Below are 24,493 nucleotides of genomic sequence, written 5' to 3'. Positions count from 1 at the left end.
GCCTAAACGTCTGACCGTTCAGGCTTTACAGAAGACCGACAAAAGAAGACATTCGAACAACAGAAAGGAATCGTTCGGCTCAGCCGATCACTCCACAAAGGGCAGAACCAGAATTACGGACGTCACCAAACAGTACACCAGCTCCAGTTTCGCGGTATTTGCCAGTAATTGGTTTAAATCCCGCCCCTGCAGGCGGTTCACTTCCTTAAACCGTTTCACCACCAGCGGCGCCAGTAGCAGCGCCGGGATGACACCCCATAAGCCAATCGGGAACGACACCAACAAATGCAGTACCAGGGCCGCGATCAGCATCCATTGATAGAGCTGCCGGGTAGCCGTATCACCGAGGCGCACCGCCAATGTACGCTTGTTCGCCTGAGCATCGGTGGGGATGTCCCGAAGGTTATTGACCAGCATGATCGCCGCGCTGATCAGCCCGGCCACCGCCGCATAACCAAAACTGGTCAACGTCAGGGCCTGCGTATGCGCGAAATAGGTGCCGACGACCGCCAGCAAACCAAAAAAGAGAAAGACCGTCACCTCACCCAGGCCATGAGAGGCCAGCGGATACGGGCCGCCACTGTAGGCGAATACGCCCAGCATAGAGGCCAGGCCAAAGACCAACAGGCTCCAATGGCTGAGCCAGACAATACCGAGCCCACTGAGCAACGCCACCAGGCTGACCACAATCAGCGCCAACTTCATCTGCCCGTCCGTCGCCATGCCGCTGTGCATAATGCGTTGTGGCCCTAAGCGGTCTGGCGTATCGACGCCTGAGCGGGCATCGGACCAGTCGTTGGCGAAATTGACGGCAATCTGCAGCGCCATGGCACAGATCAACGCCAGTACCAATACCGTCAGACGCAGCCCATCATCTGACCACGCCAGCGCAGAGCCCAGTAAAATCGGGCTGATTGACGCCGGAAGCGTTTTTGGCCGTGCGGCCAACCACCAGGTTTTCAGCATGAATCCTCAATAAAAAACAATGCGGTAAATCAGCCTAAATCATTCTCGTTTCGGCTATCCTCAGAAGACATTGTACGAACTGGAGACGTCATGCAAGCTTTAGTATCCCAAGTCCTTCTTCCTGTTGTGTTGGCCGCCGTCATGCTTGGCATGGGTCTGGGCCTGAAGGGGAGCGATTTTGCCCGAGTTGTGAAACGACCGAAAGCCTCTTTGCTCGGCTTCGCCATGCAAATGCTGTTTTTGCCGGTGTTGGCTTTACTCATTATCTGGGTTTTACCCCTGTCGGCACCGGCCGCCGCGGGTCTGTTCCTGGTGTCGTTATGCCCGGGCGGCGCGACGTCGAACCTGTTTTCTTTTATCGCCCGCGGAGATGTGGCCCTGAGTGTGACGCTGACCGGCATCATCAGCTTGCTGTCCCCTATCATTTTACCGATCGTATTCATTGGTTATCTGCAATTTGCCGGTGCTGACGCCGCCGAGTTTGCACTGCCCTTGATTCCCGCCATGAAACAGCTGGCCCTGGTTACGCTGGTACCGGTCGCCATTGGCATGAGCATCCGCTATTTTGCGCCGCAATGGTCGGTACGCACACAGCCACTGATTAAAAAGATCGCCACCGTGGCGATGATGGTCATCATCATTGCGTTAATGGCCACCAACCTGAACGTCGTTCAGAGCTTTTTGAGTCTCGATGCCCTGGCGGTTCTGACGCTCTCGACGGCGTCGCTGCTGATTGCCTTTAAGGTCGCCGGCTACTTCCGCCTGCCAGCGAAGACACAGCGCACCCTGGCCATTGAAGTGGGCGTACAGAACGCCGGTACCGCGATGATGGTCGCGCTGGCTATCATGCACCGCCCCGAACTGGCTTTTGTGCCGCTGATGTATGGCCTGCTGATGAACATCCCGGCCTTTGCCTTTGTCGCCTGGACACAGAAATACCACAAAGACGAACCCGTAACGGCTAACGCCTGATTAACGTCGTCTGCCATACCTGACCGACAGCGGAGCGTCCTGCGCTCCCTGCCGGTTGACCTTAAGGGCAAGTCTGAAGGCCCCTTCGGGCGAGCCTGGAATGCCAATTGAACATTATTAACAGCCGGACTATGATCCGACTGAACCTCGCCACTGACCTTATCAGGCGCTGCAGTGCCCATCAGACTTACTGGAGTTGACCTTAACCCAACTCAAAGCTTTATCATGTGTTTATCGACCCATTGAAGGAACCGGTCAACCATGCACAGCCATGACCACAGTCATCACCATCACCACGATGCCGAATCCGGCAATATCGCCTGGGCGTTCTTCCTGAACCTGAGCTTCACCATCATTGAGTTCATTGGTGGCATCCTGATTAACAGCACCGCCGTCATGGCCGACGCCATTCACGACCTTGGCGACAGCCTGTCCATTGGTTTTGCGTGGGTGCTCAGTAAGCTCGGTAAAAAACCGTCGGACTCTCAGTTTTCGTACGGGTACCGGCGCCTGACCCTTCTGGGTGCGGTGATTAACGGTCTGGTACTGCTGATCGGCTCGGTCTGGATTTTAACCGAGACTATTCCACGGCTGTTTAACCCGGAAATGCCGGTTGTTGAAGGGATGATCGGGTTAGCGATTCTGGGTGTATCCGCCAACGGCTTTGCCGCCTTTAAACTCAGTCACGGCCATACCGTGGCCGAACGCATGCTGAACTGGCATCTGCTGGAAGACGTGTTGGGCTGGGTCGCGGTGCTGGTCGTCGCGATTGTGCTCTACTTCTGGGAACTGCCGATTCTGGATCCGTTACTGTCCATCGGTTTCACCGCATTTATCGTGATGAACGTACTGAAAACAATGGGCCAGGCTATTCGGCTGTTTCTGCAGGCCATTCCCAGCGAAATGGACGTCACGAAAATCCATGCCGATCTGGTCGACATGCCCCATGTTGAAGACGTTCATCACCTGCACGTTTGGTCGCTCGACGGCGCTCGCCACGTGTTGACCGCGCATCTGGTGATGACTGACGTGATCGACATCAACCGACAACGGGAACTGAAACAGCGGGTTCGTGAATACCTGGCACCGTTTAATCTGGAACACACCACCATAGAACTGGAGTTTTCAGATGAGCTTTGCCGTGATGCCGAATCGGATCATCACCATCACTGACGCGGTCCATGTATATCGTTAACCCAAAAAATGGCGCAATGAGGTATTGCGCCGTTTTGCTTTTTTACCGCGTTGAGATCAGAACCGGCTGAGCACCTGCTCCAACACCGCTTTGGCGTTTTCCGCAGCCGCCGCACTGACAGACGCTTCCAACACCTCAGTGAAGGCTTTCAGTTGATCGGGTGTTAAGCCGTTGTTCAAGCTGATGAAGTAATGCGCGCCCAGCTGGCTGTTCACGCCGGAGAGGTTCGCCAAAGTGGCGATGGTCACCAATTCACGCTCTTTCCAGCTCAATACATCGCGTTGAAAAATATCACCAAACAGATGGGCCTTCAGGAACTCATCGATTACCGGGGCAAAGTCATACAGCCCACCGCTGACCGGCCGACCGATCAGTTCTGTCTGGTTGGCGGTGCCGTTTTCCAGGCTGTCGTAGTCATCCGGGAACGGGCTGGCTGCAGGGCCGTACTCAACCGACTCGCCTGCCTCCTCTTTGGCTTCAACGACCGATTGCAATGTCCCCATGGCATTGAGGCTGCGCGGAAACCCGGCGTAAGCATAAAGCTGGGCCAGCATTTCCTGCATTTGATTAACGGTAAGCCCGGCGGCTAAGCCGTTTTCAATGCTTTGGGTTAAGGCGTCCATCTCACCACTGGCCGCGAAAGCCGCGATGGGGATCATGGCGCGTTCTTGTTCCGTTAAGGTTGTTTCATCTGCAGACACGTTGCTCACTCCTACCATCGTCAACAGCATTACCAGTACATAATTCAAAAAGGTCTGAGGTTTCATCATAAAGGCCTGTGTTTTATGAAAGTTAAGGTTGTTGTTTCGTACGTTTCAAATGCGATGGATCGGAGCCGATCACGGCGTAATCGCCCTGTCCGGTCCGCCTCCATCGTTGTTCACTGCTAAAATCGATTCACTATTACTGAGCGGCGAGCGGGCCGTTGTATTGCTCGTCGGTGACCGGCTCTAACCATTCCACACTGCCGTCTTCGTCGTCGTGCCCGGTGAGTGCTATGTGCGTCATCGGCGACTCTTTAGACGCGCCATGCCAATGCTTCACATCATCAGGGCAATGCACCAGATCCCCGGCTTTAACGACCTGAATAGGCTCACCCCACGCCTGGGTGTACCCGACACCGCTAGTGACAATAAACACCTGACCGCCCGGATGACTGTGCCAGTTGGTACGGGCACCGGGTAAAAACGTCACTTCAGACACGGAACTGATGGCAAAGCCATCGGCCCGAAACATCGGCACCACACTGACATCGCCGGAAAAGAACTGGTTCAGTTGGCTGAAGGCCGGGTTTTCACCCAGAGGGACAATCTGTTGCGCACTCTCAGCAAAGGCCGGCGCGGTGGCCAAACTCAAGGCGGCGCATAGAAGAACACGTCCGGTTTTCAACATGTATTACTCCGTTCAGTTTTCATTAACACCCGTGTGGTGTTTGTGTTTATGAACATCGCGGAGAGCCTTTAACCAACCCTATTCCACGATTCAGAGGGTTTCACGCTACCAGAGGGATTCAAGGCCTCTTAGCCCGATTGATTGGAATGCTTGCCTGTTTGTACAGCCGGTGCGGCGAACTGGCAAAAACTGTGATGCGGGTAACGACTCTTGTTTGCGTTTGAGAACGGATTGGGGTGATTGATTAGATTTACGCAGAACGCTTTTTCAAAAGAACTATCGGTTCGTAACTGATCATTGAACAACTCACTTAAAACCGCTATTAAATCCATCAGCTGAGTTCGTAAAAAGGGTCGTTCAATTAATTTCAACCAACGCTGAACTTTCTACCGATGGTGTTAAATAATTAAAACGAACGAGCCCAGCATCTGCTGACAAGCCGGTGTGATTTTTAGAGCGTGGGATTTCAAACACCACAGACATGAAACAATGCGATCATACGAGTGACTGGCTAATTTAAACAGGCATGCTTAACGGAGCCGCGGACTATGCTTTGGCGCGCTTAAAGGGGCTTGAAGCTTTAAACATTAAAGGCCCTATCCCATTCGATTTATTCCTTGGTTGCGAACCAAAAAATGAATCGGTTATTGAGCATTTGCGACGTTGTCCTGATTCTGTAACGAGTATCGATGTTTTCCATTCTCCCACTCTTTGTCCATAAATCGTGACATTGAGCTGTATGCTCATTCATGCCTATTGAAGAACAAGCATATCTTTGCGAGAGAGATCGCAAAATCTGAAGGACTGCAGACGCAAAACATCGATATTAGAGGGATATTTGGTCTTGAGACGGATATCCAAAACAGGTCAGGGAAACGACTGATATCTGACTTTTCGATCAAGTATCTGAGCTATTAAGCGAGTAGCGCGACGTTGTAACGTCCTAGCTTGACGTTAAATTCTGGATACTCGGTCGCATGACGCGAAATCAGTTAACATCAAATTGACAATATTCGTGGAGTCGCAGAGTATAACAGGCTTTGGAGTGATCAAATTAAATTGGGGCGGCGTATTTCACGTCACCGTGATATTTGGTCATGCGACGTAGAATAATCTGTTATGCGCCAGGAGTAATTCCGAGTGAAAATTAAGAAATCACCAGTAGGCCAGCATATTTTGGATGGACTGGGTGATACTAAAAATGGATATGATCATATCGAAGATTTCATTCCTTGGATTGGTGAGATTGTAGTTGCGTTCAATAGTCTGGAAGCATCATTAGATAGCGTACTCTGTGAAACTTTCTCTGATAGATCAGACCAAAAAGGATTACTTGTTCTTCACTCTATGATGTATTCGACCAAAGTTGATCTATACAAAAAATTCAATGATGACTTTATACGAGTATTTGATTGGGATATTCCTAGTTATAAAGAACTTATATCTTCACTGAAGGAATGTGGAGTTCTTCGCAATAAGGTGGTTCACGCCAATTGGGACTACACTGACGATGAAGGTTATACCCAAGTTAAGTACAAGGTTGGCAGTGAAGGGCTTGAGCATGAACTTTGTCAGTTCTCCGAAGAGTCTTGAAGAAAATTGCCGAAAAAATCTACGAGACTAGGCATGCACTTAGTGATTTCGATGAAGAGTGCAGCCATAGAATATCACAATGGAATAACACGGTAGCCAATAATGGCAATATTAGAAATAGGTCAGAGTAAGCGCATAACAAGCAAAGGCAGCGGACCTTGAACTTGCCCCACTTTAGTGGACACCTCTAGATAACTTAACTAGAGGTACGTATGCCAAAATACAACAACCCACGCAAAACCTGGGAATACTCAAAAGAATTCAAAGTCCGAGCAGTTAAAATGAGCTATCAGCCTGACCTTCAGAGCAAGCAGGTTGCCGAAGGTCTGGGCATTCATCCATTTATGTTGTCACGTTGGCGCAAAGAATATCGTGAAGGATTGCTTCAGGGTGACGGAAAGAAGCAAGTCGGTTTGTCTAAGAAACGCAAAGTAAAAACACCCAAGCAGATGTCAGAAAACGTTCAGTTAAAGAAAGAGATAGAGCGGCTTAAGAAGGAGAATGATCTTTTAAAAAAGTGGCAACAGTATCTGGCGGAAGTTCATCAGAACGATTTGGATTCATCCACCGATACAAAAAAGAGTTCGCAATAGCGGCCTTGTGCCGTTGGCTTGGCGTCTCGAGAAGCGGTTACTATGCCTGGGCTGACCGGGAACCATCGCAACGAGAGCGATCCGATCAGACGCTACTAAAAGACATTACCCAGGTGTTTGATAAGAGCTCTGGACGCTATGGCAGCCCGAGAGTGCATAAAACTCTGGCTCGACAGGGTGTTCAAGTCTCTAGAAAGCGTGTGGCGCGGCTGATGCGTGACAATGGGCTTAAGGCCAGAGTCACCTTGGTGACTCGGCGGCAACCGGGGCTGAAACGGTTTAAAAACCGAGGGGAGAATAAGTTGCTTCAGTTTGGTGGCACCATAGCTTGTGACCAAATTTGGGTTGCCGATGTTACCTATATCAAACTGAGTCACCAATGGACTTATTTAGCGACAATTATGGACCGACATTCCCGTAGGATTCTGGGTTGGTCTCTGTCTCATACGCGAACAACCGAACTAACTTTAGCTGCACTGAATTACGCGATACGGAAAGGCCGGCACACCGAAGGTGTGATCCTGCATACGGATCGTGGCGTTGAATTTACCGCGTCTGATTTTCAGTCGGCACTGTCAAAGGCCGGAATTGAGCACAGTGTCAATCGTCCCGGATACTGTACTGACAATGCGTATATGGAGTCGTTTTATCATTCATTGAAAGGCGAGCTTATTAGAAATCAGCTCTTCAACGGCATCGATCATTTGCGTCGCGAGATGGGTCGGTATATAAATCAATTTTATAACAGGGTGAGACTGCACTCAGGAATCGAGTACTACTCACCAATAGAATATGAGCGCATGGCCGCTTGAAATGACGAGGTGTCCATTTTATCGGGGCAAGATCACCTCAAAACCGCCGCTTCGCTTCGGTTTTGGCCCGTTGCTTTTGGGCGTTACTTTTAGGGGAAGTAAATGGTAATTGCAGCTTTCATAGTGTCTGTACTCGCTTTAATGATATCGGCGGCTAGTTATTATCATTCACATTTCCATATAGATAAAAAACTTTTTGCCTATTTGAATATCGGCATTCACTTTTTCAACGACAACAAGGTTCCTTTAACGCTTTTAAACGCGGGAAGCAGTGATGTGGTGTTGTTAAATTGGTATTTAGGTATGAAGGCGTTAGATCGCAATGGTTCGTTATCTAGAGGCGAAGATAAAATTACTTTGAATCCAGGGAGTAATTCTCTACTAAATCCCGGCAACGCGTTGTCAGCTACTATTCAACTTGGAAAGGAATATGATTCACATACAATCGAAAACTGTGCCGAGCCGATGCCAGAAAATAGGCACAAAATAACCTATTTTCTTGAAATAGAATGGTGTGACAGTAGTGGGGCTGAGTTTACCTCAGTAATAGATTTATTTGATGTGAAGTTAAATAACGAAAATAACATTACTGGAATTTCTCCAATCAAAGACGGGGAAAAGAATCTATACAATCTTCAAAAGTAACAAGTACGCGCAGTGGATTGATTACTCTGCGCTCCACCAACCACTGGCGTAAACGTTATTTCTTGGTGATACGAGAAAACTAATCACAATAAAGTAGGAAGCGAAAATTATGAAGAATGTATTGTTATTGGCAGTTGTCAGCTTTGTTTTCATGGGGTGCTCTTCCATTCCAACAGCATATTCGGGACAAAGTATAAATGAAGCCGAAAGAGCGACTGTCTGGGTGCCGACCATGTACAAGAAGGAAGTGAATGATGATGTTCTTTCTTTGTATGCAACTGCTGCTTATATACCACCCGGAGCAAATACAGCTTCATTTATGGATTTTGCTATTAACTCGCTAAGCAACCAAAAAACAACTTACACCTGGGATATTGCATTTAATGCCGCACCAGGTCATACATACTATTTCTTTAAAGCTTGGAGTAATCAATCCAATAACTATGTACTCCTAGCAAGAGACCTTGGGAAAGGGTTTGAAATCCCTAAAGCTCCGTTCTTTGGTGGTAGTGAATATGAAGGGGTTTTAAATAACCAAAAAAGTGCTGGGAAGCCATTCAGCTTTGAAATGGTTGGTAAGTAAGTTGAACTTCACCCGGTTTAGTAGACACCTCTAGATAACCCATCTAGAGGTAGTTATGCCAAGATATAATAATCCACGGAAAACCGTGGGAATATACAAAAGAGTTCAATGTCCAAGCCGTCAAAATGAGTTTGGTCTTCGCTCCGTTTGTGGGTGGCTTCGCCAGCTAACCCCTAAACTACACTACAACCAAAACGCAACTGACGGGTTCTGCCCCCTTTGGTCCGATGATTTCGCTAGAGATGGCTTTGCTTTAGGCTCAATATCAAAAAATCCACCATGCCATCAAGCCTTACGTGTTTGGCTTGGTACCCATTTTTCAGCAATCGGAAAAGCAACCCGGCTGGTCAATATCGAGAAGACAAACGCGACCGGCCAAGCGACTATGAACTGTTTCCCCCAGACCAATAACCACTGGACTGTAAGTCCCAGTTCTAAAGCACTGAAAATGCCAGACATGATGAGAGCCATCTGAAACGAAATGAGCAATTGTGCAACAACGAGTGTTTTTGGGTTCAATTTGATAATCCTATTAACGCTAGGGTACCGAACTGAAAAACAGATGCATGACGGTACCCTCTATGAATGAGATGTACCTTGGGTTCACATGAGTGACTGCATCTTGCCGGGGCAAGGACCGGAATAACCGTACTGGTCTTAATCTTTTAGGTCACGCTATTTTAATTAAAATAATCCACTTGAGTAGTCTGGCACTTTGGTTCTTTTTGTGTACAAAATTGAAAAGGTTCAGAGTCATTGATATCGAGCCTCTCATCAGTTTTTGCCGTAAGCTTATAGCTTTCTAATTTACCCACCAGCCCCAACACTTAACAACCTACCCTTCCAACATTCCATAGTCCCGCTCCACCAAACAAACCCGGGTTTTAAAATCGGCATACCATTGCTCGTGCCCGAGCCGCTGCGCTTCCCGATGATCGACATTCTGTTTCCAGGCGCGAATGGATTCGAGGTCTTGCCAATACGACACGGTAATCCCTAAAGTTTCCCGGACTGTCTCCATGCCCAGGAACCCCGGTTGTTCGCTGGCCAGTTCGACCATTCGATCGGCCATCTCGCCATAGCCTTCATCCACATCGGTTCGCAGGTTAGTGAATATGACAGCGTAGTATGGCGGTTTTGGGGTATTAGCTATGGTCGACATGGTGATCTCGCAGCAATGGTTGGGTCAGGCAGGATTATCGGTGGTTTACCCCGGCGTAGTAACCCCAATCTGACTTTTCAGCACGAGGTGAACGCAGTACAGTCTACCGACTGCTTTTTTTGTACCGTCGCTCTCAAGAGGAACGCCCTGCCATGACCACCGTCTGGATTACCGATGCGCTGCTGAGCTTTGTCTGCTTTCACACCGGCACCCGCTTATGGTCGATGCGCAGTACACCGGCGCAACTGGCGTCCATCAGTCTGTTCCTGTTGAGCTTGGCGTCGGTGCTCGGCACCTTCCGGTTTTTGTTCAATCTTGAAACTGAGTTCTGGCTGAATGCCCATGAGCTGGCCTCCCGGCTGTTTGGCATTGCCGGTCTCTATGTGTTGATTTTTGTCTGGTTGGACTTCAGTGGCTTGCTACGCATTCACCGGCCCTTATTCTGGGCACACGCGGCCGACGGCACGCTGATTTTCCTTCTGGCCTTTTGGCTGGATCGCCTCTCGGAGTTTCAATTGGTGGTGGGTATTGTCATGACCGTCGCTGCCCTAAGCGCGGCCTGGCGTTGCGCTCGCAACCAGCAGCCCGGAGTCGCTGCGGTACTGGCAGGTGTTTCTTTTCTGTTCATCATCAACGGATTGGTCATCACCGGGGCCATGACGCCACTCATTGGTCCGATTCTGAGGATCGATGTCTTTCATCTGTGCCTGGCAGCCTGGGCCTTGGGCTTGGGTGCGGTGCTCAAACAAACACCGCTGACCCTGACCGGCCTGAAACTGCCGTGACTTTACCAATCAACAAAGCCTGCCCGATTGTTTTGCGCGAAAACTCTTACGGGTTAGACATTCTGGCGTTTGAACACCCACTGGCAGGCTTTCAGATAGTTAAAGGTACGCTGGAACCTGGAGAGTCGCCCGAGCAAGCGGCGGTTAGGGAACTGGCTGAGGAATCCGGCCTGCCCGCGAGCGTTAAGCGATCGTTGGGCAATTGGGTTCCGGGCTTTGAGAATCATCATTGGGCGTTGGCGCTGATGCGTGTTGATTATGATATTCCGGATGAGTTCCGGTTTTTCACTCAGGACGATGGCGGCCACTGGTTTCGGTTTTTCTGGCAGCCGCTTAATGCCCCGCTGTCCATGCAATGGCATCCATTATTTCAACAGGCCATTGCGGAAATCCGCACGCGGCTGTCGTTGGCAACCTAGCCTCGGCTCATCGGTTTCACCTACAGCTACCGCAACGTTGTCAGAATCTCACCAATGGTGTCGGCAGCCCGGTCCGGCGTTATCTGCGCGTGGCGAATCAACCGATCGAAGTGTCCTGTCATGGCGCGGATGTGTTCCACCGAATGCACCACCAGATACATGTTCCCCAGATAAATCGCCGCCTGAATCGGTCCAAACAGGGTATAAGGTGACGAAAAGGCGGTATGACCGTCGTACAGAAACAACCGATAAGTCGGATAAAACCGCTCAACCAAAGCCTGCATGTGTTCTAACTGCCGTTTTCGAATCGCTTTCGGCAGTGTTTTCCAGATGCCCTGCCCACCCGCCAGATGCTCCAGCGTTTGAATGGGCATGCAGACTTCGATATCGGTCTCGGGAAACGGAGTGCGGTCGAGCTGTTCGCGCGCCATGCGATCCTGTGCGGCGCGAATGGCCAGGTCCTGATCCTTAAACTCAAAATCGCTGACTTCCGGAATGCGCAGCAGGTCCGGGATAGTGCTGGGGATGTAGCGGATCTTGTAACCGCGTGCTTCCCGATGCCAGCTGGCGAGTTTCTGTTGAGCTTCCTCGCCGGACATGCGCAGGGTTTCGACCACGGGAATCAAATCGTCCCGGTCACTCTCCCCGGAGACCTTCCCCAACAGCCAGTCCACGGAGACACCGCAATATTGCGCGATGTTAAACAGCGTTTCGGCCCTCGGCAGACGCACAGCGTCGGGCATCAGAAACTGGCTGAGCGCCGATCGGTCAATGCCGACGGCCTTGGCAAACTGGCTGAGATTGAACCCATGCTGAGAAATCAGCAAAGCCATGCGCGCGCGGAAAACGTCGGCAATGTCGCGCTTATCGGCCAGCTTAAAATCCGATTGTTGTGTATTCACACCATTTTTCATTTTAATTAACAAATTATGTTTCTGTAGTGTATTGACATTTTAATGTGCAAATTCTCGCATTGTCCAGAAACCCTTCCATCGTTCTAATGGCGGTCCTTGAAGACGAAAGGAGACCATCGATTGGGATTACGACATCCGTCTGAGTGGCGCACCCTGTTCTTACTGGTTGCCGTTTACCTCGGTTGGGGCTTGCTGGTGTGGAACCCCGTTAACCTGCCATTGGGCCTGCAGGTCCTGTTACTGATACCGCTGATCACGTTACATTCGTCACTTCAACACGAATGCCTGCACGGCCACCCGTTCAATAACCAACCCTTAAATGATGCGCTGGTGTCTGTGCCCATCGGGTTGTTCATTCCTTACCTGCGGTTTAAACGCGCCCATATCCGGCACCACCATCAGGCCGAACTGACGGTCCCCGGTGATGACCCGGAAAGCTGGTACCTGACCCCAAACAACTGGCGTGGGCATTCCCGGCTCATGAAAACCCTTCTGACGGCCAACAACACACTCGCCGGGCGCGTAGTGCTAGGCCCGTTCATCGGCCTGCCCACCTTTGTGAGGTCGGATTGGACACAACCTGGTGCCCGTTGGGTTTGGATAAAGCATCTGTTCGCCGTTGCGCTGTTGCTGACCGGCCTCAACCTGTTGGCTGGCCTGCCCGTTTGGACGTATCTGCTGGCCGCTTATGGTGGCTATGGCCTGCTGACGGTTCGAACCTTTCTCGAACATCAGGCCGATAAAGACCCTCGCGCACGCACGGTGTTAATCGAAGACCAAGGTTGGTTCAGCCTGCTGTTTCTGAACAACAATCTGCACGCAGTACACCATGCCTACCCAAATGTTGCCTGGTACGATCTGCCAGACTTATTTGCCCGCAACCGTGGGCGCTTTCTGGCATTGAACCGGCACTATCATTACCCCAATTACCGTGCCATCTGGCGGAGCTATGCGTTCCGACGCAAAGAACCGGTGGTGTATCCATTAGTCTCAGGGTTACCAACACAAGCGACCGTTACCCCAGCTTCACCCCCAACGCATTTCGATGCAGATCGGGAGGGCGCCCTGTGACACCAACAACCATCGCGTTGCCCATGTACGACTGGCCGGAATTAACGCCCGCAACCACAACGTTTGGAAACCATCTGCGGGACGCTCTGAGCGCCGCCGGCTTTACACCCGCCAATATGCTCAGTACACCAACCGACCTGATGGCGCACTGGCAACACCCCGATCTGCTGTTGAGCCAGACTTGCGGTTTACCCTACAGCCGCATGCTGCACGATCGCGTCGGATTAGTCGGCACACCCAGTTACGATATTCCCTCCAGCGCGGGGCAATACCACAGCGTGCTCATCGTGCCGGCCAATGCCGACACCGAAACACTGACGGACTTGACCGGCGCTTGCTTTGCCGTGAATGAAGGTGGTTCACAATCCGGGTTTTCGGCACCGATGACGGCCTTTCAACAAGCGTCTACAACTCTGCCAAATTCGCTCACGCTGAAGATGACCGGCAGTCACCGTACATCCATTCACTGCGTCGCCAACGGTGAGGCGGATGTCGCCGGCATTGATGCCGTCACCTGGGAAATCGCCTGCCGACACGAACCGGCTACTCATCGGGTGCGGGTATTACGCCGAACGCAACAGACACCCGGTTTGCCAATGATCAGCGCCCTGCGCTCCCCGGACGCCTTGCACCGGCTGCACAACGCAGTGGTCGATGCCATGGCGTCACTCGATGAGGCCACCCGTGATGCATTACTGCTGCTGGGCTTTAACGCCACACGCCCGCGCGACTATCGCGCGCTGGCCACTCGATTTTCAGCCCTGAACCGAACCCTATAAAACCCGACCCAAACCAGAGCCTGCCCACAGGCCGAAACAGGAGAGAGTATGTCGACGGCTTTAAAATTTGCAGACGCCGGCACGACCGATCTGGCTGATCTGGTCGACCTGCAGCGTTACCCGATTGATGACCCCGAAAGCGAACCATGGCGTGCATTGGTTAAACAGGTGCGTGAACATCTCGACAAAGACGGCTGTGCCGTGCTGCCGGAGTTCATTACAGCCGATGGCTTAAAACAACTGCGAGCCGAAACCAACGCATTGGCGGATAAAGCCTTTTTTCAACGGCGTGAATGCAACATCTACAACAGCGAACCCGATGCATCTTTGCCTGAGCATGATCCGCGACAGATCTTTTTTGAACGCAGCAGCGGTTTTGTCACCCGCGATACCATTCCGGCTGACACCGCATTGCAACGGCTGTATGTATCGCCCGGGTTAAAACAGTTAGTGGCCGCCTGTAACCAACTGCCGGAAGTGTATGAGTATGCCGATCCGTTCGCCGGGTTGGTGGTGAACACCATGCCACCGGAGGCGTATCAGCCCTGGCATTACGATTCCAACGAGTTCATTACCACCATCATGACCCAAGCCGCCGACACCGGCGGCGAGTTTCAGTATTGCCCGGGCATCCGCACGCCCGGGAATGAGAACTTAAGCGAAGTGAGCGAGGTGATTCGAGACCGTCTGCCTTCCAGAATTAAAACCCTGACGCTGAACCCCGGCGATTTGCAAATGTTTCGTGGGCGCTATTCGCTGCATCAGGTCTCTCGCGTGCAAGGGCAACAAACCCGACTGACGGCGGTGATGGCATACGCGAAACACCCGGGCGTCATCGGACCAGTGGAACGCACCCGGCAGCTTTACGGCCGGGTATCGGAAGCGCATCTGCTTGCAGAGCGTCATCAATCAAAGGACGGGCTGATCCGATGAGCACAGCGTTGAACCCACACAAACTGGATTTGGAACGACTGAACCGGCTGCAAGAGCAAATGCAGCAACAGGATGTTGAGGCAATCCTGCTGTACGACCCAACCAACATCCGCTACGCCACCGGCTCAAGCAATATGCAGGTGTACGGACTGCACAACCCCTGTCGTTATGCGCTGGTTCCTGCCGAGGGCAAAGCCGTTATGTTTGAATTTGCCGGATGCGAACACCTGCTGACGAACAAGCCAGCCATTGGTGACATCCGCAATGCGGTGGCCTGGTATCACTTCATTGTCGGTAACCGCGTTGACGAAAAGGCAAACCAATGGGCCAACGAAATTGCCGACCTGTTGCCAGGTAAGCGGCTGGCCGTTGACCGGCTCGACCCGATCGGCGTGGCAGCGTTGAACCAACGGGGCGTTCAGGTCAGTGACGGACAGCAGGTAATCAACCGCGCACGCATGATTAAAACCCCGCAGGAAATGATCGCCATGCGCGCAGCCATTAGCAACTGCGAAAAAGGCATGACGCTGATGCACCAGAACCTGCAACCCGGCATCACCGAACAAAAGCTCTGGTCGTACCTGCATCAGGCTAACATTGAACATGGCGGGGAATGGATTGAAACCCGGTTGCTGACTTCCGGCCCTAACACCAATCCCTGGTATCAGGAATGCTCAGATCGGGAAATTGGAAACGGCGATCTGGTCTCTTTCGATACCGACCTGATTGGCGCGCACGGCTATTCGGCGGACATATCACGCTCGTGGGTCACCGGTGATCGTCAGCCCACCTCCGAACAACGCGCGCTCTATTCGGCCGCGTATGAACAGGTGGCCCGCAACATCGAACTGTTCCGGCCCGGTATCAGTTTTCAGGAAGTTGCGGAAAAAAGCTGGTCACTGCCGGAACGGTTTGCCGAACGCACCAACTCCGCAATCGCGCACGGCATTGGCCTGTGTAACGAATACCCGCTCATTGTGGCACCGCACCTTTGGGACGACGGCGGCATTGAGGGGCAGATCGAAGCCGGTATGGTGCTCTGCGTGGAAAGCTTTGCCGGAGAAGTCGGCGGACGTGAAGGTGTGAAGCTGGAGCAGCAGATTCTGATGACGGAAAACGGACCGGAACTGCTCTCCACCTATCCGCTGGAAGAGGCCATACTGTAACGCGTGTTACTCATTGTTTTTGGTTCGCAAAGCACTGTGCAGCCGCCATCCGATCAGAACAAACCAAATGATAAACGGAATGAGTGACAGCAACGCCAGGGTCAGCCCGATGATGCCAAAGGACACCGGCACCAACATCAGCGCGCCCTGAATGATTCCAGCAATGGCCGTCGCTTGGGAAAACTGACGACCATGCAGCATCACCCACGACACGATCATGCCGGCAATGCCCATTAGTACGTAATGCACCAGAAAACCGGTGCCCTGAAAATCAACCAGCGCAGACTGAGCCGCAACGATCAGGCTTGGATCTAACTGATTCGGATCGGAAACCTGCCGAACCAACATCAGGAATGACAGTGACGGGTTCACTGAAAGGTACAGTGTGATCGCAACCGCTGCGATCAAAACACCGACGCTCATCATCGCCGGATTCACTGCTTTTAAAACTGAGAACAGACCCGCGTAGACAATCAGAATCAACAGGTAGTCGAGCACCATCAGGCCGTCGAGCGTCAGAAATGTCAGCACCGGATGAAGCATGGCAGAATGCAACAGCGACTCTGCGGCTGCAGCCGTCGGTGCAAAACTGGGTGGCGGCCAAATAATACCGACAACAATTTGAACCAAGGTTAAGCCGACGGTAATAAACGCGGCTACCGAGGCAAGCCGCAACAGGTGGCGCTGACCCGGTTCATGCAGTTGGATCGTCGATGTCATTCGGCGGACCTCTTAACGGGTTCCTGACGCCAGTGTCGGTCTGAGCGACCGGATTGCGACAGGACACTTTTGACATCAACGTATCACGAGTTCTGATCGTGCGTCGCAAAGTTTTTCCGGATCAGTTGGCCGAGGTCAACACTGCCTTCAATTGCCCCGGAGTCACCCGCGCAATGGCACGAAATTCTCGAGTCATTTACTTCCAGGCAGAACTAACGCGACACCAACATGGACTTCAACGTATCGCCAATGGATTGAACGGCCTGCTCGCGTGCAGGCGTCCATTCATTGGCGTAGTTCAAACGAAAGTAGTTTCGATACAGGCCGGACACTGAAAACAGCTCGCCCGGTGCGATACGAATGTCCAGATCACGGCACTGGTGATACAACTCGGTCATGTCCAGCCGGCGAGGCATTTCAAACCAGGTGACTAAGCCGCCTTTGGGGCGACTGGCCAACGTTTCCTGCGGGAAATATCGTTCGGCAAGATCCAGCATCTGTTCACTGCGTTGTTTGTACGCCAGCCGCGCCTGTCGAAGATGACGATCGTAGAGCCCTTTCGACATAACCTCGGCAGTGACCGCCTGCGGTAAACTTGGCGCTGCGAGATAGTTGGTGTATTTCTGTCGCAACACCTCGTCATAGTAACGGCCCGGCGCAATCCACCCGACTCGCAGTTGAGGGTCCATGGTTTTTGACACCGATGAACACCACAACACCCGGCCATCGGGGTCAAAGGCTTTAATTGTTTTAGGTCGTGGGCCGTCAAACTGCAACTCGCCGTAGATGTCGTCTTCGATGATGCACAGATCATGACGGACAGCGAGATTAACGATAGCCTGTTTATGATTATCAGGGATGGTACAGCCCAGCGGATTGGAAAAGGTTGAGATGCACAAAATGGCTTTAATCGGCCATTGCTGCACAGCCAGTTTTAACGCATCGACACTCATCCCGGTTTCGGCATCGGCCGGGATCTCAATGGCTTTCAAACCCATCGCTTCAATCATCTGCAGCAAGCCAAAGTAACAGGGTGACTCCACAGCAATGATGTCCCCTGGTTTGGTTACAGCACGCAACGCCAGGGAGATGGCGTTCTGCGCTCCCAAGGTCGTGATGATGGCATCCGGCGATACATGCACACCGCCATCAATGCCGCGTCTTGCCACCTGCTGGCGCAGTTCAAACAGCCCCTCGGTGCTGTCGTAACCCTGCCCCAGTGCCGTTCCCTGCCGGGACAGTCGCGTCAGGGTTTTCTGAATCACGGCAGCGATGGACAGTTGCAGATCCGGAATGGCGCAACTGAAGTTACGTGAGCGGGTGATGGACGCCTCGCGCTGCACTTCCAATGCGAGTTCTTTAGTGGAAACCGCACGCGGTTTCGACGTGACTTCGCCGGTTCGCGGTTTGCCGATCTGAACCGACTGGGCCCGCTGCACAAAATAGCCCGATTTAGGACGAGCTTCGACCCAACCCCGTTCCTCCAGAATGGCGTACGCCGAGTTAACGGTCGCGATACTGACTTGCTCCCGTTTTGACAGCGAGCGGACCGATGGCAAGCGGTCGCCGACCTTATAAACACCGCCACGGATCTGTGCGATCAGCGTGTCGGCCAGTTGGGCATAAAGCAACGTTTCCATAGTCACACCAGTACAGTTATTGGAAATAATGGGGCCAGAAGACCGGTACAGATCAATCTGTATCTATTTAAACTCAGGTTTGTTGAATCTGTACCGGAACACACCTTACCGGTACGCTGTGTTCTCCGTCAACAACCCATGCGAGGAAAGGACATGACCACATTAACCGCTTCATCCAATACCCTCACCGTTTCAGTGCGCATCTCGGCACCGAACTGGCTGATTCGCATGGCCCGGAACGCGCAGGCACGTCGCCAACATCGCACGCTGCAAGACCTGAGTCCTGAGTTGCAACGTGACATCGGCCACTACGCCGCACCGGAAAAACAACTGAAAACAACGGACTGGTGCTGACCATGAGCCTGAACCTGTCTCTCATTCTGTTCGCCATTGCATCCACCGGTACACCCGGTCCGAACAATCTGATGATCTTGGCCTCTGGTCTGAACCACGGGGTGCGGCGTTCACTGCCGCACCTGCTCGGCATCTGTACCGGTGTCCCCATCATGATTCTCGCCGTTGGCTTTGGCCTGGATCAGCTGTTCCAGCAATGGCCGATTCTGTTCACCATCTTAAAAGTCGCCGGAATCAGTTACCTGCTGTTTCTGGCCTGGAAAATCGCGACGACTCAAGTCCGTCAGGGTCCACAAACCAACAACCCACCGATGACCTATGTACAGGCCGCTGCGTTCCAGTGGGTGAATCCGAAGGCCTGGGTGATGGTTCTCAGTGCGGTGGCCAGCTTCACCGTGGCAGAGATCAGCCTGACGCCACAGATTCTGACCATTGCATTGACATTTCTGCCTATTGGTCTGTGTTGTGTTGGCTGTTGGTTGGTGGCTGGTGAGTCACTGCGTCGTCTGTTACATGATGCTCGAAAACAGCGCCTGTTTAATGTCACCATGGCGTCGTTGTTGGTGTTATCGATAGCCCCGATGATGGCTGTCTGATCTCCGATCCAGATTACGGTGTCAGCTATGCTGATACCGTTCGGCGCTTAAACTACTCGCCCAAAAAAGCAATAACGCGAAACATAAGCATAGGAATCTTCGAGCAGGCTGCATTGACGTGCACGAAGACCTTTATATGAGGCAAAAACAAGATCGCTCGAAAACCTTGTAACGAATTAGACGCTAAAGCTGAAGAAGTAAACTTATTATCGCTCACCAAACCCTTACTTGTCGCTAAACCCGTACTTCTTTTGTAGCTCATCAACACGACCAATGTCGATCATGTTCTTTAACTCTTCATCAATTTTATCAATTAAGGGTTCAAGCTCGGGGCGGTCTTTCGCAAAGACAAAGTAACCGGGCGTGTTGACAGCTGAAGGCTGCAGTCGACGGACTTTGCGACTGATATTCAACTCGTTAAACAACGCAGCTGCATCGTGATTACTGGTCAATAAAATATCGACTCGTGCAGTGGTCAGCATCAAAAACTGTTGTTTGGTCGTCTCAACCTGCTCGATGGATAACGACGGAGCGATGGCTTCAAACTCTTTTGGTACTCCCCAACCTAATACGATCGCAACCGTTCTGCCTTTAAGCGTTGCGTAATCACCATTCCACTCAAATGGGTCGTCCGTTCTGACATAAAAAATTTGAGAGTTGTTAAAAATCGGATAAGCGCCAAAGCGAAAAATCTGTTCTCGCTCAACCGTTTTACTGGGTCCAATCAATCCAACAGCGCTGCCATCGAGTACCATTTGCAACGCGCGCCTTCGGGGGTACAGTTCAATGTTCACCTCGTGGCCAATGTTCTGAAACAACTCGTTTGCTAACTCAATGGCCAATCCATGAAGCTCGCCGTTTTCATCCACATCAGCCAACTGGGGAAAATGTGTAGAAACAAAGGTATAGGTTTCAGCCTTCACTGCAGAACTTACCAACACCCCGAACATGATCAAGCCAGACAAAACTGCCCTCATTTGCCTCAACCTCATTGACCTAAGTACAACCTGATCTCTCATAAGTTAATGAAAATGGTTGGATTTAAAAAAATCTGACCACAGTTCTATTGCTCAGTTTCCCTTGGTCGACTCATCGCGCAATAACAGATTAACGCTTAATTGCACGTCAGTTCGCTCGTCTGTGAAGACAGTGTTCACTGTCTCTTTCCCGAAAATAGTCGCTCTATAGGATAATCCAGGTTAAAAGTTCAGCCATCCGAAACCGTTGAAATATCTGACAAAAGAATTTCTTAACTCCAAAAAAGTTCAAGAATTACGAGGCTTTCAAAAAAACAGTTCAATGGGGGTGAGATCTGTTAGAAAAATCAACACGGAACATCATCAACTTCGACCGAAAACGGCTAAATACTCAAAAGATGACATGAGTGTGGCCACCAAAGCCTGACAACCTGCCAACGCTGGGGAAAGACGATAACCTGACGATTAATCGATCGCCATGTCCGGTTGTCGTTGCCAGACGCTGAGCGCGATGCGCTCATGCATCTGAATGAACTCGTTTTTGTGCGCCATATAGTGTTGAACATCGTTGTCGCACTGGCGTACACCTTCCATTTTAATGGCCTGATACGCCATCGCCTTGTCCGGGTTCGATCTGAGATAATCGCGAAACGCCAGATGACGATCGACATTCGGATCATCATACAAGTAGGCATGCAGATGATGACTGTGCTGAACCCCGCCCTTCTTGAAGTATCGTCGACCGGCGATGCCATACTCACCTTTTGCGGTGTAGCCGATTGACGCCAGCTGATCGTTGAATCGATCCAGTTCCGATAGGGACGAGCATTCCAACAGCATGTCGATGATGGGTTTCGCCGCCAGGCCCGGTATTGAGGTGCTGCCGATGTGGTGAATCTGACAGTCGAGCCCGGATAAAAAGTGTTGCAGCAATCGTTTTTCGATTTGGAAATCCGCCTTCCAGGCGGGGTCATAAGGTACGACCTCGATAATCCGTTTCAAAATGCTTTCCTTACTCCTTCGAAAGCCGGCAAGATACGGAACGGTGTTTCAGTCGTCAACATCCCGACAGGTTATTTGCGCGGTTGAGTGCCGATCGGGCAGCGGAATCCCCTCACGAAGTTTTCGCATGGCCTCGATAATCTGAGTGGATGCGGCATAGGTCACAGCCAGTTGTGCCCGCAACCGTTTGGCTCTGAGGCCGGCGTCAATTAAGCGCACGTCATTGACGCTTTGATAGCTGGCTTTTTTCATGTTGGGTTCCCGTCGTGAATCGACCTCAGTATAGTCGAGATTGCAAATGAGTTTTGAGGTGTGACCACATGCGTTGCGTCGGCAAGCAAATGACCTTACTGTGTTCGCTTTTTACAGACTGCCTATGCCTGAACTGATTCTGGTCACCGGTGGCGTCAAGTCGGGAAAGAGCCGATTGGCCGCCGATTGCCTGACCCATCTCACTCCCACGCCTACCCTGATCGCCACGGCTCGCCGTACCGACAGCGAGATGAGCGCACGCATTGACCGGCACATCGCCGACCGCGATGAGCGCTGGCAAACCATCGAAACCCCGCTTCATCTCGCCGATGCACTCATTCGTTGTTCGCAACCGGTTCTGGTCGACTGTCTGGGTGTCTGGCTGACCAATCTGCTGATCGAAACCCCTGAGCAAATGGAGGAGGCGATACTGCAATTTTTACAGGCTTTGGACCAGCGCAGTGCCGCCACGGTGCTGGTCTCCAATGAGTCCAGCCTCGGTATCATCGGCGCGGATGCCCTGACCCGCCGTTATATAGATGAACTTGGTTTACTGAACCAGTCCGTCGCCCGGAAAGCCAGCCACGTCGTGATGAGTATCGTCGGCTTGCCTCAGTGGCTCAAAGGCACAGACATACGAACAAAGGACATTCAATGACCCCGTCAGATTTAGCCACCCGCTTACAACAGAACATCGACCAGAAAACCAAACCACCCGGTGCGCTTGGGCAGCTCGAAGCCCTGGCCAAACAGATCGGACTGATTCAACAGACCGAAACACCGGACGTAAGCCGACCCAAGGCCTTTGTTTTTGGCGCGGACCATGGCGTCTGCGCGGAAGGGGTTAACCCGTTTCCGCAAGTGGTGACGGAACAAATGCTGGCGAACTTTGCCACGGGCGGTGCCGCGATGAATGTGTTTTGCCGTACCAACGGTATCGATCTAACCATCGTCAACATGGGCATCGTGAACAGCGACGCGCGCTGGCCGGAGGTGCTGCATGCGGCCGTGGCGCCAGGAACCGCCAACCTGGCCAAAGGCGCCGCGATGACGGCCGAACAATGCGAACAGGCACTGTCGACCGGGCATCAACTGGCTACAGAAGCATTCGAAGCCGGGCATAATCTGCTCATCATCGGTGAGATGGGTATTGGCAATACCACCAGTGCCTCGGCGCTGCTTTCCGCACTGACTAAGCTCCCTCCCGAACAGTCCGTCGGACCCGGCACCGGCGCCGATTCGGCAACCCTGGACCGGAAAATCACCGTAGTCCGTCAAGCAGCGACACGGTGCGCTTCCCACTCAGCCGATCAATGCTTAATGGAACTCGGCGGCTTTGAAATTGCAGCCATGGTCGGCGCGATTCAGGCTTCAGCCGAAACGCATAGGCCGGTATTAATTGACGGCTTTATCGCTACAATTGCCGCCTTGGTGGCTGAAAAACGCCAGCCCGGCACCGTCGAGGCCTGCGTGTTTGCGCACCGTTCCGCCGAACCTGCGCATCGGCACGTACTCGACACGCTGAACGCCCAACCGTTGTTGGATTTAGGCCTGCGTCTAGGCGAAGGTTCAGGGGCCGCACTGGCCTACCCTCTGGTCAAAAATGCGGTGGCCATGCTCAATGAGATGGCGACCTTTGCTGATGCCGGAGTCAGCGGCGGATGATTCACGACTTCCTGCTAGCGGTAGGCTATTTCACCCGCATACCGGTGCCGGCACACCCGAACTTCAGCGAAACCGCCCTGAAACGGTCTGCAGTTTACTTTCCGTTGATCGGTGTGCTCGTCGGCGGAGCGCTGGCAGTGATCTGCCTGCTGGCCATGATGCTTTGGTCAACACCTGTAGCCGTCATAGTCACACTGGCCTGTGGCTTTCTGATGACCGGTGCGTTTCACGAAGACGGTTGGGCTGATACCTTTGATGGCTTCGGTGGTGCGTTTGAGCGCGAGAAAAAACTGAGCATTATGACCGACTCACGGCTTGGCACCTATGGCAGTCTGGCCTTGTGGGCAGTACTGACATTAAAAGCTCTTGCCCTGATTGAACTGGTCGAAGTGGCCGGCGTACTGGTCTTTCTGTTGCTGCATGGACTCAGCCGCTGGGGCGCAATGAGCGCCATGATCTGGTTACGCTACGCCAAAACCGAAGCGTCGAAAGCCAAGCCCGTGGTTCAACAGCTGTCCTTCGGCCGCTGGCTGCTGAGCGGGTTGGTTCTGACGCCTGCCTTTGCCCTGTGGCCCCCAATCACAATGATGACCCTGTTACTCTCGGCGGCACTGCTCACGGCGGTTTGGCTCTGGCTCTGCTACCGGCAAATTGGTGGCTATACCGGTGACACCCTGGGCGCCGGTCAACAATGGCTCGAAGTAGGTTTAATCTTGACATGGCTGGCACTGTGACCCTCTATCTGGTGCGACATGATCGGGTTCACGCGCCGGGCATCTGCTACGGGCAAACCGATTTAGCCAGTGAAGTGCCCTATGCCGAAACCGCCAACAGACTGCGCGCCCAGCTGCCGGCCCAGCCCGATGTGATTGTTACCAGCCCGCTGCAGCGCTGTGCCAAATTGGCTCAGGCAATCTACCCAGCAAACCCCGTTCAAGCGGATGACCGCTGGCAGGAGGTGAACTTCGGCACCTGGGAAGGGCAACGTTGGGACGATCTGCCGCGCGATGCGATTGATGCCTGGGCTCAAACACCCACCGATTTTGAATTTCCCGAGGGCGAGTCTCTGCACGCATTCCGAGAACGGGTCACTTCAGCCCTGAATGAGCTCCCGCAGGACCAGACTGTGGTCGTGATTACCCACGCTGGCGTCATCCGCCTGTGCCGTGCTCTGTTGCTCGGACAGTCGTGGCAACAGGAACTGTCCACACCCGTCCACTATGCCAGCATCAGTCGCCTCACCCTGAAAACATAACCACATAGTCAACTTTTAAATGCAAATGGCTCCCACTGCGGCGCTTTTCTGA

The 24,493-nt window shown here is 52.3% G+C and carries 29 protein-coding genes; 18 read left to right on the top strand and 11 right to left on the bottom strand.

Annotation, left to right across the window (positions count from 1 at the left end):
• Window positions 1–87: 87 nt before the first annotated feature.
• Window positions 88–966 carry a 1,4-dihydroxy-2-naphthoate polyprenyltransferase gene (locus tag MED297_RS15130; protein WP_008046430.1) on the bottom strand — a complete coding sequence of 293 codons (879 nt, stop codon included), beginning with the start codon at window positions 964–966 and terminating at the stop codon, window positions 88–90.
• Between the two features lie 90 nt (window positions 967–1,056).
• Between MED297_RS15130 and MED297_RS15125 the strand changes: the two genes are divergently transcribed.
• Both MED297_RS15125 and MED297_RS15120 read left to right on the top strand, forming a co-directional pair.
• Window positions 1,057–1,938, top strand: coding sequence for a bile acid:sodium symporter family protein (locus MED297_RS15125; RefSeq protein ID WP_040557454.1), 882 nt, complete (start codon window positions 1,057–1,059; stop codon window positions 1,936–1,938).
• A gap of 261 nt (window positions 1,939–2,199) precedes the next feature.
• Window positions 2,200–3,111, top strand: a complete 912-nt coding sequence (locus tag MED297_RS15120; RefSeq protein ID WP_008046427.1) for a cation diffusion facilitator family transporter — start codon at window positions 2,200–2,202, stop codon at window positions 3,109–3,111.
• Window positions 3,112–3,189: 78 nt separating this feature from the next.
• Here MED297_RS15120 and MED297_RS15115 read toward each other — a convergent pair whose 3' ends face one another.
• The gene (locus tag MED297_RS15115; protein WP_237613450.1) at window positions 3,190–3,834 is read right to left on the bottom strand and encodes a carboxymuconolactone decarboxylase family protein; all 645 of its coding nucleotides are present in this window, start codon (window positions 3,832–3,834) and stop codon (window positions 3,190–3,192) included.
• A gap of 202 nt (window positions 3,835–4,036) precedes the next feature.
• Window positions 4,037–4,525 (bottom strand): (R)-mandelonitrile lyase, encoded by a 489-nt coding sequence (locus tag MED297_RS15110; protein WP_008046423.1) that lies wholly within the window; start codon window positions 4,523–4,525, stop codon window positions 4,037–4,039.
• A gap of 1,140 nt (window positions 4,526–5,665) precedes the next feature.
• Between MED297_RS15110 and MED297_RS15105 the strand changes: the two genes are divergently transcribed.
• From MED297_RS15105 to MED297_RS15080, 4 genes are all read left to right on the top strand, one after another.
• Window positions 5,666–6,118, top strand: coding sequence for a hypothetical protein (locus MED297_RS15105; RefSeq protein WP_008046421.1), 453 nt, complete (start codon window positions 5,666–5,668; stop codon window positions 6,116–6,118).
• A 212-nt stretch (window positions 6,119–6,330) separates the two neighbouring features.
• A protein-coding gene (locus MED297_RS21945; RefSeq protein ID WP_086004889.1) for an IS3 family transposase occupies window positions 6,331–7,523 on the top strand; the annotation gives its coding sequence in 2 pieces (ribosomal slippage) (window positions 6,331–6,628 and window positions 6,628–7,523; 1,194 coding nt in all).
• Between the two features lie 102 nt (window positions 7,524–7,625).
• The gene (locus MED297_RS15090; protein WP_008046418.1) at window positions 7,626–8,168 is read left to right on the top strand and encodes a hypothetical protein; all 543 of its coding nucleotides are present in this window, start codon (window positions 7,626–7,628) and stop codon (window positions 8,166–8,168) included.
• 109 nt (window positions 8,169–8,277) lie between these two features.
• Window positions 8,278–8,751, top strand: coding sequence for a hypothetical protein (locus tag MED297_RS15080; protein ID WP_008046417.1), 474 nt, complete (start codon window positions 8,278–8,280; stop codon window positions 8,749–8,751).
• A gap of 285 nt (window positions 8,752–9,036) precedes the next feature.
• Here the strand turns inward: MED297_RS15080 and MED297_RS22720 are convergent, their stop codons facing one another.
• Both MED297_RS22720 and MED297_RS15070 read right to left on the bottom strand, forming a co-directional pair.
• The gene (locus MED297_RS22720) at window positions 9,037–9,270 is read right to left on the bottom strand and encodes a DUF2798 domain-containing protein (RefSeq protein ID WP_008046416.1); all 234 of its coding nucleotides are present in this window, start codon (window positions 9,268–9,270) and stop codon (window positions 9,037–9,039) included.
• Window positions 9,271–9,586: 316 nt separating this feature from the next.
• Complete coding sequence (locus MED297_RS15070) at window positions 9,587–9,913, bottom strand: antibiotic biosynthesis monooxygenase family protein (RefSeq protein ID WP_008046415.1); 327 nt, start codon at window positions 9,911–9,913, stop codon at window positions 9,587–9,589.
• 152 nt (window positions 9,914–10,065) lie between these two features.
• Between MED297_RS15070 and MED297_RS15065 the strand changes: the two genes are divergently transcribed.
• A complete protein-coding gene (locus MED297_RS15065; protein WP_008046413.1) occupies window positions 10,066–10,698 on the top strand; it encodes a DUF6962 family protein in 633 nt (210 codons plus the stop codon).
• The gene (locus MED297_RS15060; RefSeq protein ID WP_008046410.1) at window positions 10,695–11,117 is read left to right on the top strand and encodes an NUDIX hydrolase; all 423 of its coding nucleotides are present in this window, start codon (window positions 10,695–10,697) and stop codon (window positions 11,115–11,117) included. The genes MED297_RS15065 and MED297_RS15060 overlap by 4 nt, the downstream gene beginning before the upstream one ends.
• Before the next feature lie 26 nt (window positions 11,118–11,143).
• On the opposite strand, the gene MED297_RS15055 is transcribed toward MED297_RS15060, so the two are convergent.
• Window positions 11,144–12,019 (bottom strand): helix-turn-helix domain-containing protein, encoded by an 876-nt coding sequence (locus MED297_RS15055; RefSeq protein WP_202594559.1) that lies wholly within the window; start codon window positions 12,017–12,019, stop codon window positions 11,144–11,146.
• Window positions 12,020–12,151: 132 nt separating this feature from the next.
• On the opposite strand from MED297_RS15055, the gene MED297_RS15050 reads away from it, so the two are divergent.
• The 4 genes from MED297_RS15050 to MED297_RS15035 are packed head-to-tail and all read left to right on the top strand — an operon-like array spanning window position 12,152 to window position 15,980.
• Entirely contained in the window at window positions 12,152–13,102 is a 951-nt protein-coding gene (locus MED297_RS15050) for a fatty acid desaturase (RefSeq protein ID WP_008046405.1), read from the top strand.
• Complete coding sequence (locus MED297_RS15045) at window positions 13,099–13,881, top strand: phosphate/phosphite/phosphonate ABC transporter substrate-binding protein (protein WP_050762937.1); 783 nt, start codon at window positions 13,099–13,101, stop codon at window positions 13,879–13,881. Before MED297_RS15050 ends, MED297_RS15045 begins: the two co-directional genes overlap by 4 nt.
• Window positions 13,882–13,929: 48 nt before the next feature.
• A complete protein-coding gene (locus tag MED297_RS15040; RefSeq protein ID WP_008046396.1) occupies window positions 13,930–14,814 on the top strand; it encodes a HalD/BesD family halogenase in 885 nt (294 codons plus the stop codon).
• The gene (locus MED297_RS15035; RefSeq protein ID WP_008046394.1) at window positions 14,811–15,980 is read left to right on the top strand and encodes a M24 family metallopeptidase; all 1,170 of its coding nucleotides are present in this window, start codon (window positions 14,811–14,813) and stop codon (window positions 15,978–15,980) included. Before MED297_RS15040 ends, MED297_RS15035 begins: the two co-directional genes overlap by 4 nt.
• A 6-nt stretch (window positions 15,981–15,986) precedes the next feature.
• Here the strand turns inward: MED297_RS15035 and MED297_RS15030 are convergent, their stop codons facing one another.
• Both MED297_RS15030 and MED297_RS15025 read right to left on the bottom strand, forming a co-directional pair.
• The gene (locus tag MED297_RS15030; RefSeq protein ID WP_008046392.1) at window positions 15,987–16,700 is read right to left on the bottom strand and encodes a DUF4386 family protein; all 714 of its coding nucleotides are present in this window, start codon (window positions 16,698–16,700) and stop codon (window positions 15,987–15,989) included.
• A gap of 212 nt (window positions 16,701–16,912) precedes the next feature.
• Complete coding sequence (locus tag MED297_RS15025) at window positions 16,913–18,340, bottom strand: aminotransferase-like domain-containing protein (protein ID WP_008046390.1); 1,428 nt, start codon at window positions 18,338–18,340, stop codon at window positions 16,913–16,915.
• A 153-nt stretch (window positions 18,341–18,493) separates the two neighbouring features.
• Between MED297_RS15025 and MED297_RS15020 the strand changes: the two genes are divergently transcribed.
• Window positions 18,494–18,694 (top strand): hypothetical protein, encoded by a 201-nt coding sequence (locus tag MED297_RS15020; protein WP_008046388.1) that lies wholly within the window; start codon window positions 18,494–18,496, stop codon window positions 18,692–18,694.
• A gap of 2 nt (window positions 18,695–18,696) precedes the next feature.
• Window positions 18,697–19,290: a LysE family translocator gene (locus tag MED297_RS15015; protein ID WP_040557449.1), complete on the top strand. Its 594-nt coding sequence runs from the start codon at window positions 18,697–18,699 to the stop codon at window positions 19,288–19,290.
• A gap of 224 nt (window positions 19,291–19,514) precedes the next feature.
• On the opposite strand, the gene MED297_RS15010 is transcribed toward MED297_RS15015, so the two are convergent.
• The 3 genes from MED297_RS15010 to MED297_RS15000 form a co-directional block, all read right to left on the bottom strand.
• Window positions 19,515–20,255 carry a substrate-binding periplasmic protein gene (locus tag MED297_RS15010; protein WP_008046385.1) on the bottom strand — a complete coding sequence of 247 codons (741 nt, stop codon included), beginning with the start codon at window positions 20,253–20,255 and terminating at the stop codon, window positions 19,515–19,517.
• A 477-nt stretch (window positions 20,256–20,732) separates the two neighbouring features.
• Window positions 20,733–21,269, bottom strand: coding sequence for a GrpB family protein (locus MED297_RS15005; protein WP_008046382.1), 537 nt, complete (start codon window positions 21,267–21,269; stop codon window positions 20,733–20,735).
• Between the two features lie 48 nt (window positions 21,270–21,317).
• On the bottom strand, window positions 21,318–21,521 hold the full coding sequence (locus MED297_RS15000; RefSeq protein ID WP_008046381.1) for a hypothetical protein: 204 nt from the start codon (window positions 21,519–21,521) through the stop codon (window positions 21,318–21,320).
• Between the two features lie 124 nt (window positions 21,522–21,645).
• Here MED297_RS15000 and MED297_RS14995 point away from each other — a divergent pair, with 124 nt between their 5' ends.
• From MED297_RS14995 to cobC, 4 genes are read left to right on the top strand one after another with little or no spacing between them, the layout of a single operon-like run.
• Entirely contained in the window at window positions 21,646–22,179 is a 534-nt protein-coding gene (locus MED297_RS14995) for a bifunctional adenosylcobinamide kinase/adenosylcobinamide-phosphate guanylyltransferase (RefSeq protein WP_008046378.1), read from the top strand.
• Complete coding sequence (gene cobT / locus MED297_RS14990) at window positions 22,176–23,186, top strand: nicotinate-nucleotide--dimethylbenzimidazole phosphoribosyltransferase (RefSeq protein ID WP_008046376.1); 1,011 nt, start codon at window positions 22,176–22,178, stop codon at window positions 23,184–23,186. Before MED297_RS14995 ends, cobT begins: the two co-directional genes overlap by 4 nt.
• Window positions 23,183–23,920, top strand: coding sequence for an adenosylcobinamide-GDP ribazoletransferase (locus MED297_RS14985; protein WP_008046375.1), 738 nt, complete (start codon window positions 23,183–23,185; stop codon window positions 23,918–23,920). Before cobT ends, MED297_RS14985 begins: the two co-directional genes overlap by 4 nt.
• The gene (cobC, locus tag MED297_RS21460) at window positions 23,905–24,441 is read left to right on the top strand and encodes an alpha-ribazole phosphatase family protein (RefSeq protein WP_008046374.1); all 537 of its coding nucleotides are present in this window, start codon (window positions 23,905–23,907) and stop codon (window positions 24,439–24,441) included. Before MED297_RS14985 ends, cobC begins: the two co-directional genes overlap by 16 nt.
• The last annotated feature ends 52 nt before the right edge of the window (window positions 24,442–24,493 follow it).

The organism is Reinekea blandensis MED297 (assembly GCF_000153185.1).
In the GTDB taxonomy this organism is placed as follows: domain Bacteria; phylum Pseudomonadota; class Gammaproteobacteria; order Pseudomonadales; family Natronospirillaceae; genus Reinekea; species Reinekea blandensis.
This window is presented reverse-complemented; position numbering and strand designations above follow the sequence as displayed.